Origin of the sequence: Mycobacterium pinniadriaticum (genome assembly GCF_026242045.1) — a bacterium.
Taxonomy (GTDB): Bacteria; Actinomycetota; Actinomycetes; order Mycobacteriales; family Mycobacteriaceae; genus Mycobacterium; species Mycobacterium pinniadriaticum.
Genome location: NZ_JAPJDO010000017.1, coordinates 109,129 through 122,861 on the forward strand (window position 1 = coordinate 109,129; position 13,733 = coordinate 122,861).

Below are 13,733 nucleotides of genomic sequence, written 5' to 3' on the forward strand. Positions count from 1 at the left end.
TCCGTGATCCCCTCTGCTTTCGGGGTACGCGACGGGCTAGTCGGTCAATTAGCCATTCTGGCTGCCGCCCGGCAGTCGCACCACCTGGACGAAGAACTCGTCGATCTGGCGGACGGCACACATGAACTGGTCGAGGTCGACCGGTTTGGTGACGTAGGCGTTGGCGTGCAGCTTGTAGCTGCGCAGGATGTCCTCCTCGGCCGAGGAGGTGGTCAGCACCACGACAGGAATGGTGCGCAGGTCATCGTCGGACTTGATCATCTCGAGGAGCTGGCGCCCGTCGTATTTGGGTAGGTTGAGGTCGAGCAGGATGAGATCGGGGCGGGGTGCGTCGGCGAACGGGCCGCGCCGGTAGAGATAGTCCAGACCCTCCTCGCCATCGTGCACGACGTGCAGATTGTTCTTGAGCTTGTTGTGCTCGAAGGCCTCCCGGGTGATCAGCTCGTCCCCGGGGTCGTCCTCGATGAGCAGGACGTCGATCGCGCGACCGTGGTCGGTCATGAAGCGGTTCCTTCCAGTTGCTGCTCGTGTTCGGATGCGGTCATGACGGGCAGCGTGAACTCGAAGCGGGTTCCGTCGTCATAGGTTGTATCGATCCGGATGGTGCCGCCGTGGTGCTCGATGATCTTCTTGACCAGCGCCAGTCCGATCCCGGTGCCGGCGTAGGCATCCCGGCCGTGTAGGCGCTGGAAGATGACGAACACCTTGTCGACGAACTCGTCAGCGATGCCGATTCCGTTGTCGGAGAAGGTGAAGATCCATTGCCCCTGCTCTTCTCCTGAACCGGGTTCGCAGGTGATGGCGATGCGCGGCGGCAGGTCGTCGCGGCGGAACTTGACGGCGTTGCTCACCAGGTTCTGCCACAACATGGTCAGCAGCGTCGGATCACCCATCACCGTTGGCAACTCTCCGGAACGGGTGATCTGGGCGCCGGCCTCCTCGATCGCGGTGGACACGTTCGCGACCGCGGCATCCAGCACGGTGTCCAGGTTCACCTCGACCTGCGTGGCACCCAACCGGCCGACTCGGGAGAACGTCAGCAGGTCGTTGATCAGGACCTGCATGCGCTTGGCGCCGTCGACGGCGAAATCGATGTACTGCTGGCCGCGTTCGTCGAGCTGATTTCCGTAACGCTTTTCCAGCAGCTGGCAGAACGAGGCCACCTTCCGTAACGGCTCCTGCAGGTCGTGGGAGGCGACGTAGGCGAACTGTTCGAGCTCGGCGTTGGACCGGCGCAATTCGGCGGCCTGTTCGTCGAGCAGGACGCGCGCCTCCCTCGTCGCATCGAGTTCGTCGACGATCCGTTGCCGCATGGCCTCCACATCAGCGGCGATGGACCGAATATCTTCGGGCCCCTGGGGGTCGATATGCTCGGCGAAGCTCCCGTTGGTGATCCGCCGGCAGGCCGCGGCGAGCGCCTCCAGCGGCCTGGTGACCGCGTTACGAACCAGGATCGCGATGGCCAACCCGGTGATGACGAAAGCGGCGATCACCACGCCCAAGGCCCGGTCGCGCCAGGCCTGCGCGGTCTGGAGCTGCTCGACCGCTTTCGACCTGGCCGTAGCAAGATCCTGATTCTGTTGGTCGAAAAGCACTCTGAGTGAGTCGAATTGCGCCTTTCCGGCTTCGGCGGACGCGCGCGTCACCACGCTGGGCACCCCTGGGATCACGGTGGCGATCAGGGGCCCGGCGTACTGGCTGCGCCACGCGGCCGATGCCTGTTCAATCGCGTCCAGATCGCCGATCAATTCGGGTCGTTTACCCAAAAGCTGGCGAATATCTTGTGCGGCAGCCTGTTCGGACCGTTGTCCGTCGTAGTACGGCGCCAGGAACTGCGAGTCGGCGGCCAGCACGTAGCCGCGCACCGCGGTCTCCTGATCGCGCAGCGCGGCCTGGAGCTGGTAGGCCGCGACCCGGGCGGGCTGGATGTGGTCGATCAGCTGCCGGCTCGTCTCGTCGGTTCGGTTGAGCAGCACCGCCGCGACCAGTGCGCCGCCGAGCACCACGACGCCGACCACCAGCAGGACGAGGTTGAGCCAGCCCCGCACCGTCATACCGGACAACCGGGTGCCCTCCACCTCCTTCATCGAGCAGTCCGCTCCACGCGCAGCACCGCGATGTCGTCACTGATTCCGCCGCGCGATTGGGCGCGGGACTCGGCCCCGTCGATCAAAGTTTTGACGAACTCGGGACCGGGCAGCGTCGCGATCGACCGGGCCAGCTCCAACAGGCCTTCTTCGCCCAACCGCTCATTGCCGATACCGGAATACCCCTCGAAGAGGCCATCGGTGAGCAGCACCAGGCCGTGGCCGTCGGGCAGCTCGAGTTCGTTCTGGGGCCATTTCTGCGCGCCCAGGCCCAGCGCCGGACCGGCGGGCGGCTCGAGCCATTCAACGGTGCCCGGCCCGTGCAGCAGCATCCCCGGGTGGCCGGCGCGGACGGCGGTGAAACCCCGCCCCCCGGGCCACAGCGCCACGCTCAGCACCGTGGCGAAGATACCGGTTCCGGCGCGCTCGGCCCGCAGGATCTGCTCGAGACGGCGCATCCGCTCGTTTCCGCGGAGCCCGGCGAAAGTCAAGGCGCGCCAGGCTATTCGCAATGCCGCGCCGAGTGCTGCCTCGTCGGGGCCGTGGCCGGCGACGTCGCCGACCATGACGTGCACGGTGCCGTCCGGCGTCTGCACCATGTCGTAGAAGTCGCCGCCCAGCAGGGCGTTCTCCCGGCTGGGCCGGTATTGGGTGACGATCTCGACCCCGGGGTTGTCGTCGAGCAACGGCAGGGGCAACAATGCGCGTTCAAGCCGGGCGTTCTCCTCGGCCCGCACCTGGCTGGTGTGCAGGTCGACGGCGGTCAGCTCGGCCCGTTTGCGTTCGATGGCGTACAGCAGCGAGCGGTGCAGCGTCTCGGGCTCGACATGACCCTTGACCAGGTAGTCCTGGGCGCCGGAGGCCATGGCCGACATGCCGAAGTGTTCGTCGTTGAGCCCGGTCAGGACGACGATCGGTAGCGTGGCATCGAGTTTGGCGACGCGGTGCACCGCCGAAATGCCATTGGCATCGGGCAGATTCAGATCCAGCAGCACGCAATCCGGCCGGCCGATCGACAGTTTCTCTTCCGCTACGGAGATCGACGGCGCCCACTCGACGGTGATGTCCGCGCCGGCATCGTCGATCAGTTCCTCGACCAGGATGGCGTCGCCCTGATCGTCTTCGATCAGCAGCAGTGAAATCGGTCGCTTGTTGGCACCGGCGAAGCCGGCAGGGTTGAGCACCTCTGGGTCATAGGGTGCGCGCATGGGCCATCAGATCCTCGTGTTGAGATCGGCCGCGCTTTGACCTGGGTGTTCGGTAGACAACGTTATGACTCTACCGGCTCGATCGGTGGCGCCCAACCCGGCAGGTCGGAGTCTCATCACCGGCGCGCCGAGCCGGTGAGTTGCTGGCCGTCGGCGCTCTGCAACAGGCAGATCACCGTGCTCGGGTAGGGGTTGTGGGAGGTCCGGTCCTGTTCGGAGTCGATGAGGTAGGTGCTGGTGAGCTTGCCGGTCCCGGGCGCGAACCCGGTGTACTGCTCGAAACCGGTCGCGCATTGGCTGGTGGCGACGTCGGCCAGGGCCGCGTTGACCGGGATCGGTGCGCGCAGGTAGGCCTCGGCCCCGTGCGGTTGGGCGCAGTCGACGACGGAGACCGTCACCATGGCCGGATCCGTGGGGGGCGGGTCGGCCAGGCAGTCGCCGGCCGTCAAGTCCACCCACTTGACCCCTCGAGCCGTTGCGGGTGCGGTCGCAGTGGTGGAGCTGGACGTGTTCGTAGTGGTCAGCGTGGGTGTGGTGAAGGGGCTGCCACCGCAGCCCGTCAGCGCTGCGGCGGCCACGCCGACCACCGCACCCCAAGCCGTCCTGCGCATCTCCATCTGTTTACCCGACAGCGTCGGGCGGGTACAGCGCTTCGCATCATGACACTCACGATGACTGCCAAGCTCGCGATGGGGGCAGTGGTTTCCGCTGCGATGCTGGGCGTCGGGGCGGGTATCGCCCAGGCCGACCCACACCCGCCGGCGTGGGGCGTCTGGTGGAACGGCGGCTTCGTCCAGCTCTGAGCCCCTTATGCGTCGAGCGTGCGGGCTGTCGTCGGCCGATTAGACGATTTTCACCGACAACCCCCACGTTCGACGGCCGGGTTAGCTGGGTACGAATCGCGACCGCCGCGGGCGGCGAGTCTGGCACAGTTGGGTGTCGACGAGCTCACGCGGGGTGGCTGAGCTCGCGGGTGAGGAGGCAGCGTGCAGCACTGGGCGGCCGTCGCGGCGGCCGCGGTGTTCATCTGGCTGGGGATGGTGCTGGCCATCTCCTTCCTGGAGGCGCCGCTGAAATTCCGTGCTCCGGGCATCACCATCCCGCTCGGGTTGGGGATCGGCCGGCTCGTGTTCCGTGCGCTCAACCTCTGCGAAGCGGTGTTGGCGGCTGTTGTCGTGATCGCGCTGGTGATCGGTGCGCCCAGCATCGGTGTCACGGCCGCCGTCTTGGTGGCCATCAGTGCGTTGCTGATCCAGGTGATCGGCGTGCGCCCGAGCCTGACGCGGCGCTCCGATGCGGTACTGGCCGACGCGAGCCAGGCGGAGTCCGGACGGTCGCGCGCGCACTACGTGTATGTCGTGTTCGAAGTCGTCAAGGTGGTGGCGCTGCTCGTGGGTGGCGTTCTGCTGCTGAGCATTTGATGTGGAGGATGTCATGGAATCGATCTCGCTGTCCCAGCTCGCCGACGAACAACTGGGCGTTGCCCGCTCGTCGAACAGCGGGCGTGCCGCGCACACCGTGCACGGTGGGCACGATCACCAATTGCGGCAGACGTTGATCGCCCTGGCCGGTGGCCGCGACCTCAGTGAGCACCACAGCCCTGGTGAGACCACGTTGCAGGTGCTGCGCGGCCGGGTGCGGCTGAGCACTGCCGACGACGCGTGGGAGGGCGGCGAAGGCGACCTGCTGGTCGTTCCGCGCGACCGGCACGGACTGCACGCGATCGACGATGCGGTGATCCTGCTGACCGTGCTGGCCGACAGCTGAGCACTCAGAACCGGTAGTCGGCCAGATCGGTTCCGCCACGGCGCATATCGCCGTCGAGCATGAGCAGTGCGGGCACCATCTCGGAGGTGACCAGCCCGTGGCGGCCGGTCACCTCGTCGATGATGTCGAAGCACGCGGCGATGATCTCGGGGGTGTCGACCACGATCGTGGTCACCGGCACCTGGCGACCGTACTGAATCGGCTTGTCGCCGTGCGGCTTGTGGTCGCCATGAAACCCCCAGATACCCCGCAGCACGGTGGCGCCGCTGACGGCCTGCGACTCCCACAGCCGCCGCACCAGGGCCCGATGGATGGGTGCGCCGTCATGGTGGGTGGCCTCGGAGGTGTAGATCATCAGTTTCTGGCGCAGCTCGCGGCCGTGGGCATCGACCGCCGGCAGTGCCGGCGGTCGGGCCAGTAGCTCACCGTCGCGCTTGCACACCTGAACACGTTCCACCGTCACCAGCGGTTGGTACATCAGCGCGTCCAGCTCGGGCAGGATCTGGCGGACCTGGGCGGCGGTGCCGACGGCGATGATCATGATCGGTACGTCGGTGTTGTTGCTGAAGAAGCGGGCGCGGCGGCGCCGACCGTGTGCGGTGCCATCGACGCCGAGGAACACCGACGCCCCGGCGAAGTGGTGTTGGTGCAGCAGGTCGCAGACGGCGTAGAAAGCCGCGGCGCCGTTGACCCGGCGCCGGCGCCCGACGTAGATGGTGAGTTTGACCGCGTCGGCGCCGTCGGGCAGTGGTGTGGCCGACAGGTCACCGGTCGCCAGCCGCGCCCGCTCCAGGGTGATCAGGCCGCGGGAGGTCAGGCCGGCGACATCGGTGACCAGGCCGCCGATCGTGGCAGCGGTATCGACGGCGGCGACCGCGACGGGCGGATCCTCGGACAGGGTGAGTGACTCGTCGCTGCGGATGACGTGCCGCGGACCGAAGCTGGCGATACCGCGCAGCATCACACTGGTGGCGACCTCGCGCTCGGCGTAGAGGTCGAGCATCGCCTCGGCGAGAAAGCGCGACCCGGCGCGTTCACGCTCGCCGAAGTAGGCGGTCAGCTTCAGATAGGTGTCGCTCACAGCAGGCTCGCAATCCACTGGCCGAGCATGGCGGCGGCGACGCCCAGGAGGATGCTGACGACGAGATTGACGACCGCGGGCCAGATCTGGCGCTCTTCGGTCAGCCGCTGGGTCTCCAGCATCCAGGTCGAGAACGTGGTGTAGGCGCCGACGAAGGCGGTGCCGGCCAGCAGCGCGACGTGGTGGCTCAACGTCAGGCCGGTGACGAAGCCGAGCAGCACCGCGCCGCTGACGTTGACCGCCAGGGTGCCGAACGGGAACGACCGGGCCGCCCGGCGGGCTACCGTGCGATCGACCATGAACCGCGCCACCGAGCCCAGCCCGCCGATGACCATCACCCCGGCCCATAGCACGATGGTCATGCGCGGATCCTGACCCGGCGCACCAGCGAGGTCGCGACGTAGACCGCGAGCAGGCCGGCGGCGATGCTGACCACGGTGTAGCCGGCCGCCAGCCCGTAGTGCTGATGCTCGATCATCTTCAGTGTCTCCACCTGCATGGTGGAGAACGTCGTCAGCCCGCCGCACAAGCCGGTGCCCAGCAGGGGGCGGCGGTAGCTCGACAGCGGCAGACGTTCGAGCAGGCGGGTGGTGAAGTAACCCAGCAGGAACGCGCCCACGATGTTGACGCCGAAGGTGGCCCACGGCCAGTGCGCCGGATCGTCGTCGAACAGCGACGATACGCCGGCGCGGGCGAGGGTGCCCAGCGCGCCGCCGACGAATACGGCCGCCAATTCCCGGTTGTCATGGCCGAACATGGGCTACCCCCTTAACCGTCGATGAATCCGCGAGCAAGTATCGCCCTTGGGAAGGCAGAATTGGCGCCATGGCGGCTAACCCCCGCGCCGGCAAGCCGGCGCTCCCCGAAGACCTCGTCGATCTGCCCCATCTGGTCACCGCGTACTACTCGGTGAAACCCGACCCCGACGACATCGACCAGCAGGTGGTGTTCGGAACGTCGGGTCATCGCGGCTCCAGTCTGGACGGGGCGTTCAACGAGGCGCACATCCTGGCCACCACACAGGCGATTGTGGAGTACCGAGCTGGGCAGGGCACCACCGGCCCGCTGTTCATCGGTCGCGACACCCACGGGCTGTCCGAACCCGCCTGGGTGTCGGCGCTGGAGGTGCTGGCCGCCAATGACGTTGTCGCCATGATCGATTCGGCCGATCGCTACACCCCGACCCCCGCGGTCAGCCACGCCATCCTGACCTACAACCGCGGGCTGACCGCCGGTCTCTCCGACGGCATCGTCGTCACCCCGTCGCACAACCCGCCGCGTGACGGCGGGTTCAAGTACAACCCGCCCAACGGTGGCCCGGCCGACACCGATGCCACCAGTGCGATTGCCAAGCGCGCCAACGAAATTCTGCGCGGCGGGCTCAAGGACGTGAAACGGGTGCCGCTGGCGCGTGCGCTGGGAAGCGCCCAGCGCCACGACTACCTCGACGCCTACGTTTCGGATCTGCCCAACGTCGTCGACATCCACGCGATCCGCGCCGAGAAGATCCGCATCGGCGCCGACCCGCTGGGCGGGGCCAGCGTGGACTACTGGGGGGCCATCGCCGAGCGGCACGGACTCGATCTCACCGTGGTCAACCCGCTGGTCGACGCGACGTGGCGGTTCATGACGCTGGATACCGATGGCAAGATCCGGATGGACTGCAGTTCACCCAACGCGATGGCGTCACTCATCGCCAACCGGGAGTCCTATCAGATCGCCACCGGCAACGACGCCGACTCGGACCGGCACGGGATCGTCACCCCCGATGCCGGGCTGATGAACCCCAACCATTATCTGGCGGTCGCGATCGACTACCTCTACTCGCATCGGCCGGACTGGCCGGCCAGTGTGGCCGTCGGCAAGACCGCGGTCAGCTCGTCAATCATCGACCGGGTGGTGGCCGGCCTGGGCCGCAAACTCATCGAGGTGCCGGTGGGCTTCAAGTGGTTCGTCGACGGATTGATCAGCGGCACCATCGGTTTCGGCGGCGAGGAGTCGGCGGGGGCGTCGTTCCTGCGCCGCGACGGCTCGGTGTGGACCACCGACAAGGACGGGATCATCCTGGCCCTGCTGGCCTCGGAGATCCTCGCGGTGACCGGGGCGTCGCCCTCGCAGCACTACGCCGAGCTCACCGCCAAGTACGGCGCGCCGCTCTACGCCCGTGTCGACGCGCCGGCCAACCGGGAGCAGAAGGCGCGGCTGGCCAAGCTGTCCCCGGAGCAGGTCAACGCCACCGAACTGGCCGGCGAACCGATCACCGCCAAGCTGACCACCGCGCCGGGCAACGGCGCGCCGCTGGGCGGGCTGAAGGTGACCACCGCCGACGGCTGGTTCGCCGCGCGGCCGTCGGGCACCGAGGATGTCTACAAGATCTACGCCGAGTCGTTCAAGGGCCCCGAGCACCTGGCGGAGGTGCAGGACGCGGCCAAGGACGTGGTGAACTCGGTCATATCGTGACCGGTCGGCCGGTTCAGAAGTTGTGGCAGTTGTTGACCGCCCGGCCGATCGGGCCGTTGGTCGAGTCCATGATGTCGTCGCTGACCCCGGCCCACCGCTGGTAGCCGAGGATCCCCTCCAACGCGTTCACCTGCTGCTGACGCTGCCCCGGAGGCGCGGCCAGGAGCACGGCGAGCCCGACCCGCAGCTGTTGATCGAGCTTAGGATCGTCGTTGATGCGCTCCCAAATGAGGGGGTCGTTCTTCTGCATCGACGACATGATCTGCTGCTCAGAGCATGTCGTGGCGTTCAGATCGTCGGCGTGGGCCGGTCCTGCCAGCGCGACGGCAAGACAGGCCAGACCGGCTGCCGTGCCCAGTTTCAACAGCGCGCGCACACCCGTGGTCACTCCGCTCATGGCGGGCAGCTTACGCCCGTGCGCATACAGTCATCTGGTGAGTTCGGTCGCGCAGGGCAAATCGTCCCAAGAGCAGGCCCGGCTGCCGCGCGAAGTGTGGCTGTTGGTCGGTGCCAACGTGGTGGTGGCGCTGGGCTATGGCGTGGTGGCTCCGGTGTTGCCGCAGTACGCCCGGCACTTCGGGGTCAGCATCAGCGCCGCGACGTTCGTCATCACCGCGTTCGCGTTCATGCGGCTGGTGTCCGCTCCGCCCGCCGGACTGCTGGTGCAGCGGCTGGGGGAGCGGCGCGTCTACATCAGTGGTCTGCTGATCGTGGCGCTGTCGACCGCCGCCTGCGCTCTGGCGCAAAGCTATTGGCAATTGCTGCTGTTCAGGTCGTTGGGCGGGTTCGGGTCGGCGATGTTCACGGTGTCCTCGTTGGGCCTGATGATCCGGATCTCGCCGCCCGACGCCCGCGGCCGGGTCGCCGGGCTGTTCTCCTCGGGCTTTCTGTTCGGCTCGGTTGCCGGGCCGGTGCTGGGCAGCCTCACCGCGGGGTTCGGGCTGGCGGCGCCGTTCGTCATCTACGGCGCGGCGCTGCTGGTCGCCGCGGCGGTGGTGTTCATCAGCCTGCGCCACTCCAAGCTGGTGGCCGCCGACGATGCGTCCGACGACGCGGTGCCGGTGCGCACGGTGCTGCGGCATCGCGCCTACCGGGCGGCCCTGTTCTCCAACTTCGCGACCGGCTGGGCCTCCTTCGGGCTGCGGATCGCGCTGGTGCCGCTGTTCGTCTCCGAGGTGCTGGGCAAGGGGGCTGGGTATGCCGGGCTGGCGCTGGCCGCGTTCGCGATCGGCAACATCTCGGTGGTCATCCCCAGTGGGTATCTCTCGGACCGGATCGGGCGACGACGGCTGCTGATCGTGGGGCTGACGGTGTCGGCCGCAACGACGGCGTTGGTGGGTATCACCACGTCGTTGCCGGTTTTCCTGGTCGGGGCATATGCGGCGGGGGCGGCGACCGGAATCTTCGTCGCCCCGCAGCAGGCCGCCGTCGCCGACGTGGTCGGTAACACGGCGCGGGGCGGAACCGCGGTGGCGGTGTTCCAGATGATGGCCGACCTCGGGTCGATCGCCGGATCGCTGGCTGTCGGCCAGATCGCGCAGCGGGTGTCGTTCAGTTGGGCGTTCCTGATCAGCGGGATCATCCTGGCGATGGCCGCCGTCTGGTGGGTCTTCGCTCCGGAAACCCGGCCGCGGCGCTCCGTCGAGCACACCCAGGCCCGTGCGCTGGGTCCCGAAGCCGGTGGTGAAGTCCCGTGACCAGCGATTTTGAAGCGCACCTGCCAGTGGTGTAACTTCGGTGGGCACACCTGGGGCTATGGCGCAGCTGGTAGCGCACCACACTGGCAGTGTGGGGGTCAGGGGTTCGAGTCCCCTTAGCTCCACCATGACAGCCTTACTCGAAACCTTGACCGGCAACAGATCGGACAAGGTGAGTAGGTCTGTCGAGGAAGATGAGAAAGCCTCCGCTTTGCGGGGGCTTTCTTGATCTTGAACCTGATGGACCTGGTCGCGGTGTTTGATCGCGGCTTCACGAAGTTCCGCGAACAGCGGCGTCGGCTTGTCACCGGTAACGACCACTTCGTCGAGGTAGAGGCGTTCAAAGAATGTCTCGTTCAGATGCCTCCGCACTTTGTCCTCAACCCGCTGGTAGAGCGATTGGGGGTCTTCGACAAGATGGAGGGCGTCACGCAGCACCGTTGCACCGACCGACAGTTGCTCGTTGGTGTTTGTCAGCCCGGCTTGAACGCGTCCGCGGTCTCGCTGGACCTCGTGTAGCTTTGCGCGGATTTTCGCCTGGGGGAGGGTGGCGTCAGCGGCAAGGTCGATCAGTCGCGCCTCTTTGTCGTCAAGTTCTCGAAGGCGCCGGTTTAGCGATGCGTGCATGTGACGGACGTTCGCCTGATCATCTGCGACGGTTTCTTCCAGCTGCTCGCGCACGGTCGTGGTGAAATCCTTGGCGAGACCCAGCGTCGCGTAGTGCTGGACAACCGCCTCCTCCACCCGCTCAACACGCAAATGGGGCAAGTCGCAGAGTCCGTCTTGACGGGCACGGCAGAGGAAATAGCCATACCGCTGTCCATTCTTGCCGGTTGCTTCGGTATAGATGAGCCGTGCCGTCCGTCCGGCGTCATCGCAACGCTGGCAAAAGAGCGCGCCCTTAAGGTAATGGGTGAGTATCCGGTCGCGTTGGCCGCGCTGGCTGCGGAAATTCAGGATGTCTTGAACGCGGTCGAAAAGATCGTGGGAGACGATCGGCTCGTGACGGCCAGGATAGATCGAACCTTTGTAGACGACGAATCCCGCGTAGTACGGGTCGCGGAGCATCTTGTGGATCTTTGTGTCTGAAACCGTACGTGCTTGGGGCCACCTCGGCGATGGGCGCGCGGTTAGGCCCAGATCGGCCATCGTTGTGGTGAGACGCTCAATTGAGTACTCGCCGCTTGCGTAAAGCTCCCAGGCTCTAAGAACCAGCGGGGCGCGTTCTGGGTCAAGGCTGACGGTGTTGACCATCCTGCCCTCGATCTCGACTCGCGTGTTCAGATAGCCGAGACGCGCCCGTCCAATCGTGCCACCGTTTTCTGCCTTGTGCCGCAGCTTGATTCGGATATCTTCGCCGCTGAGCTTGTTCTGGACATCATTGAAGATGTCGGTGACCGCTTCCATCATGTCGGCGTAGACGCCGTCACCGAAGTCTTCGCGCGCGGACACCAGTTTGACGTTCAATTTGTCCAGTAGCCGTTTGGTGATGGCGGCATCGATGTAGTTGCGGAAGGCGCGAGAGCGGGCGTAGACGATGACGTAGCGCACGTCAGTGTTCTCGCGGAGGAACGTGAGCATGTCTTGGAAGGCCTGGCGCTTTTCAATTGTCGATGCGGAGACCCCCGGTTCGACGAATTCATGGACGACAGTGGCGCCGAGGTTGTTCGCCTTTCTGGTGCTGACTTCTCGTTGTGTGGCGATGGAGTTGCCGTCTGGGTCGATATCGACGGCGGTGTCCATCTGCCTCTTACTAGAGACTCGGAGATAGAGCACCGCCTTCCCGCCATCGTCGGATGCGTGATCGGTTCCTGAGGCGGCAATCAACGGCATATCAGTGCTCCTTCGACGAGTGCGATCGATCTGCGAGATGGTCCTTGCACCACGGACAATTTTCGGGTTCGGTCGAGGTGTGGCGACCTCCGGTGCTGTGTTCGTAGGCGTGGAGGATTTTGGCCACATGGTGCTCGATGTGCCGAGTGACCGCATCAGGCAGGTCGGTGAACTTAGCGCTCAAATAGGTTCCGAGGCTTGGCAGATCGTCGGCGGTCAGCCATCCGACGGTCGTGAAGAGCTCCATAGCGTTGATACCGAGCACCCCGCCCATCGCGATCAGGCTCTCGACGCGCGGCTTGGCGATCATGCCCTGCTCGATCCTCCAGACCGTTCCAGGATCGACGTCGGCGCGCCTGGCGACTTCATTGACGCTGAGTCCGAGTTCGCCCCGCTTTTCCTTAAGCAGGTTGATGAGTTTTACGGTCTGTTCCGGTGTCATAAAAATTGCGCCCCTTTGTATCAATAATTGTACAATGGGATATTGAACAAAATCAATAGAAATTCGCAATTCCAGAACGGCAATGTCCGCCAATTCAATATCGTCTATTTCGATTTCGGAATAGCCGTTCGTGTGCCTGTGGGTGACACGACTACTACAGGTCGGTGCGGAAGATCCACACGCAGCCGTTCGGGTCGCTGATGGTCCCGATGTCGCCGGACAGTTCCATGTCGCGGGCGATGGCTGCGTAATCGATGTGCACGTAGGCCTGTAGGTGCTCGGGCAGTTTGTCGAGTTCTTGGGTGTAGCCGAGGTCGTCGGCCATCTGTTCGACGTAGTCCTGGACGGAGTGGTAGTGGCCGAGGTAGGCCTCGTGGAAGCTGTCGATATCGAAGCTTCCCGTTTCGCCGTCGAGCAGGTCGATCCAGGCGGAATAGGCGTACAATACCTTTGGCGATGCGAGAGACCTTGTCGATGGCGTCGTATTCGTCGATGCGCACGCGGCCGAATTGCTCGTAGTCGTGGATGGCCCATTCTTCGGCGTTCGGTTCGCGTGAGCTGTCCAGGAGTTCGTTGATGTCGGCCTGGATCTCCTCGGGTTCGCGTGCGGCGTCGATCCATTTGCCGTGCAGGATGCCGTTGTTGTAGTCGGCCAGGCTGGCGACGTAGATGGCTGGCGACGGCTTCGGCTCCATCTCAGGATGCGGTGCATCGTCGGGCTCTGGTGTGGGTTGGGTTGGTTCGTGGTGTGTTTCATTCATTCTCACCTCCTCTTAGTTTCTTGGTGGGGTTATGCGGAGCCGGTCGGGAAACAGAGAGCAAAGGCTCGATCTGCTTCCCGCCGGCCCCGGTGTGCGTCCGTGAGGTTCACTGACGCCCGTGTCCGACGCGGGGCACGGTTAGGTTTCCGATGGGTTCTCACCTCCCTTGGCGGTCCGGCGTTGCCGGGTGCTGCTGGGTTCGCCGCCGCCTTGGAACAGGGTGGCGATGGCCTGCTGGCGGGCTGCGGCTTCACGCTCGATTTCGGCGCGCGCCTCAGCTGCCTTGGGGCCTTGCCCCGGTGTAGTGGACACGGGATTTGTGGTTACGCCGCTTGTGGCAGCGTAGCGAATGTGTGGTTGTTTTCGTAGGTGGCGGGGCTGGAATAGGCGCAGCGGG

At 65.6% G+C, this 13,733-nt stretch carries 18 protein-coding genes, 1 tRNA gene and 2 pseudogenes; 8 read left to right on the top strand and 13 right to left on the bottom strand.

What is annotated here, in order from left to right:
• Positions 1–48: 48 nt before the first annotated feature.
• The 4 genes from ORI27_RS19175 to ORI27_RS19190 form a co-directional block, all read right to left on the bottom strand.
• Entirely contained in the window at positions 49–501 is a 453-nt protein-coding gene (locus ORI27_RS19175) for a response regulator (RefSeq protein ID WP_265998494.1), read from the bottom strand.
• Complete coding sequence (locus ORI27_RS19180) at positions 498–2,087, bottom strand: sensor histidine kinase (RefSeq protein ID WP_265998493.1); 1,590 nt, start codon at positions 2,085–2,087, stop codon at positions 498–500. The genes ORI27_RS19175 and ORI27_RS19180 overlap by 4 nt, the downstream gene beginning before the upstream one ends.
• The gene (locus ORI27_RS19185; RefSeq protein ID WP_265998492.1) at positions 2,084–3,295 is read right to left on the bottom strand and encodes a PP2C family protein-serine/threonine phosphatase; all 1,212 of its coding nucleotides are present in this window, start codon (positions 3,293–3,295) and stop codon (positions 2,084–2,086) included. The genes ORI27_RS19180 and ORI27_RS19185 overlap by 4 nt, the downstream gene beginning before the upstream one ends.
• A gap of 116 nt (positions 3,296–3,411) precedes the next feature.
• Positions 3,412–3,906: a hypothetical protein gene (locus ORI27_RS19190; protein ID WP_265998491.1), complete on the bottom strand. Its 495-nt coding sequence runs from the start codon at positions 3,904–3,906 to the stop codon at positions 3,412–3,414.
• Between the two features lie 60 nt (positions 3,907–3,966).
• Here ORI27_RS19190 and ORI27_RS19195 point away from each other — a divergent pair, with 60 nt between their 5' ends.
• The 3 genes from ORI27_RS19195 to ORI27_RS19205 all read left to right on the top strand — a co-directional run bounded on the left by ORI27_RS19195 (position 3,967) and on the right by ORI27_RS19205 (position 5,062).
• A complete protein-coding gene (locus ORI27_RS19195; protein ID WP_265998490.1) occupies positions 3,967–4,098 on the top strand; it encodes a hypothetical protein in 132 nt (43 codons plus the stop codon).
• A gap of 234 nt (positions 4,099–4,332) precedes the next feature.
• Positions 4,333–4,716: a hypothetical protein gene (locus ORI27_RS19200; RefSeq protein ID WP_407666361.1), complete on the top strand. Its 384-nt coding sequence runs from the start codon at positions 4,333–4,335 to the stop codon at positions 4,714–4,716.
• Positions 4,717–4,729: 13 nt separating this feature from the next.
• Positions 4,730–5,062 (top strand): cupin domain-containing protein, encoded by a 333-nt coding sequence (locus ORI27_RS19205; protein WP_265998488.1) that lies wholly within the window; start codon positions 4,730–4,732, stop codon positions 5,060–5,062.
• A gap of 4 nt (positions 5,063–5,066) precedes the next feature.
• On the opposite strand, the gene ORI27_RS19210 is transcribed toward ORI27_RS19205, so the two are convergent.
• From ORI27_RS19210 to crcB (ORI27_RS19220), 3 genes are read right to left on the bottom strand one after another with little or no spacing between them, the layout of a single operon-like run.
• The gene (locus ORI27_RS19210; RefSeq protein WP_265998487.1) at positions 5,067–6,143 is read right to left on the bottom strand and encodes a DUF190 domain-containing protein; all 1,077 of its coding nucleotides are present in this window, start codon (positions 6,141–6,143) and stop codon (positions 5,067–5,069) included.
• Positions 6,140–6,505: a fluoride efflux transporter CrcB gene (gene crcB / locus ORI27_RS19215; RefSeq protein ID WP_265998486.1), complete on the bottom strand. Its 366-nt coding sequence runs from the start codon at positions 6,503–6,505 to the stop codon at positions 6,140–6,142. The genes ORI27_RS19210 and crcB (ORI27_RS19215) overlap by 4 nt, the downstream gene beginning before the upstream one ends.
• A complete protein-coding gene (gene crcB, locus ORI27_RS19220) occupies positions 6,502–6,900 on the bottom strand; it encodes a fluoride efflux transporter CrcB (RefSeq protein WP_265998484.1) in 399 nt (132 codons plus the stop codon). Before crcB (ORI27_RS19220) ends, crcB (ORI27_RS19215) begins: the two co-directional genes overlap by 4 nt.
• Before the next feature lie 68 nt (positions 6,901–6,968).
• Between crcB (ORI27_RS19220) and pgm the strand changes: the two genes are divergently transcribed.
• Positions 6,969–8,603 carry a phosphoglucomutase (alpha-D-glucose-1,6-bisphosphate-dependent) gene (pgm, locus tag ORI27_RS19225; RefSeq protein WP_265998483.1) on the top strand — a complete coding sequence of 545 codons (1,635 nt, stop codon included), beginning with the start codon at positions 6,969–6,971 and terminating at the stop codon, positions 8,601–8,603.
• A gap of 13 nt (positions 8,604–8,616) precedes the next feature.
• Here the strand turns inward: pgm and ORI27_RS19230 are convergent, their stop codons facing one another.
• Positions 8,617–9,000, bottom strand: a complete 384-nt coding sequence (locus ORI27_RS19230) for a hypothetical protein (RefSeq protein WP_265998482.1) — start codon at positions 8,998–9,000, stop codon at positions 8,617–8,619.
• 37 nt (positions 9,001–9,037) lie between these two features.
• Here ORI27_RS19230 and ORI27_RS19235 point away from each other — a divergent pair, with 37 nt between their 5' ends.
• The 4 genes from ORI27_RS19235 to ORI27_RS33015 all read left to right on the top strand — a co-directional run bounded on the left by ORI27_RS19235 (position 9,038) and on the right by ORI27_RS33015 (position 11,389).
• Positions 9,038–10,300: an MFS transporter gene (locus tag ORI27_RS19235; RefSeq protein WP_265998481.1), complete on the top strand. Its 1,263-nt coding sequence runs from the start codon at positions 9,038–9,040 to the stop codon at positions 10,298–10,300.
• Positions 10,301–10,352: 52 nt separating this feature from the next.
• Positions 10,353–10,428: transfer RNA gene (locus ORI27_RS19240), tRNA-Ala, on the top strand.
• 112 nt (positions 10,429–10,540) lie between these two features.
• On the top strand, positions 10,541–10,819 hold the full coding sequence (locus ORI27_RS19245) for a hypothetical protein (RefSeq protein ID WP_265998480.1): 279 nt from the start codon (positions 10,541–10,543) through the stop codon (positions 10,817–10,819).
• A gap of 108 nt (positions 10,820–10,927) precedes the next feature.
• Positions 10,928–11,389 (top strand): hypothetical protein, encoded by a 462-nt coding sequence (locus ORI27_RS33015; RefSeq protein WP_323055628.1) that lies wholly within the window; start codon positions 10,928–10,930, stop codon positions 11,387–11,389.
• Here the strand turns inward: ORI27_RS33015 and ORI27_RS19250 are convergent.
• The 5 genes and pseudogenes from ORI27_RS19250 to ORI27_RS19270 form a co-directional block, all read right to left on the bottom strand.
• Positions 11,315–12,133, bottom strand: a pseudogene (locus ORI27_RS19250) (recombinase family protein); the annotation flags it as partial. The gene ORI27_RS33015 and the pseudogene ORI27_RS19250 sit on opposite strands and share 75 nt — an antisense overlap.
• Before the next feature lies 1 nt (position 12,134).
• Entirely contained in the window at positions 12,135–12,668 is a 534-nt protein-coding gene (locus tag ORI27_RS19255; protein ID WP_265998479.1) for a helix-turn-helix domain-containing protein, read from the bottom strand.
• Positions 12,669–12,729: 61 nt separating this feature from the next.
• Positions 12,730–13,020, bottom strand: a complete 291-nt coding sequence (locus ORI27_RS19260; RefSeq protein ID WP_265998478.1) for an antirestriction protein ArdA — start codon at positions 13,018–13,020, stop codon at positions 12,730–12,732.
• Positions 13,021–13,084: 64 nt separating this feature from the next.
• Positions 13,085–13,336: pseudogene (locus ORI27_RS19265) on the bottom strand (antirestriction protein ArdA); the annotation flags it as partial.
• A 138-nt stretch (positions 13,337–13,474) separates the two neighbouring features.
• Positions 13,475–13,648, bottom strand: a complete 174-nt coding sequence (locus ORI27_RS19270; protein ID WP_265998477.1) for a hypothetical protein — start codon at positions 13,646–13,648, stop codon at positions 13,475–13,477.
• Positions 13,649–13,733: the final 85 nt, after the last annotated feature.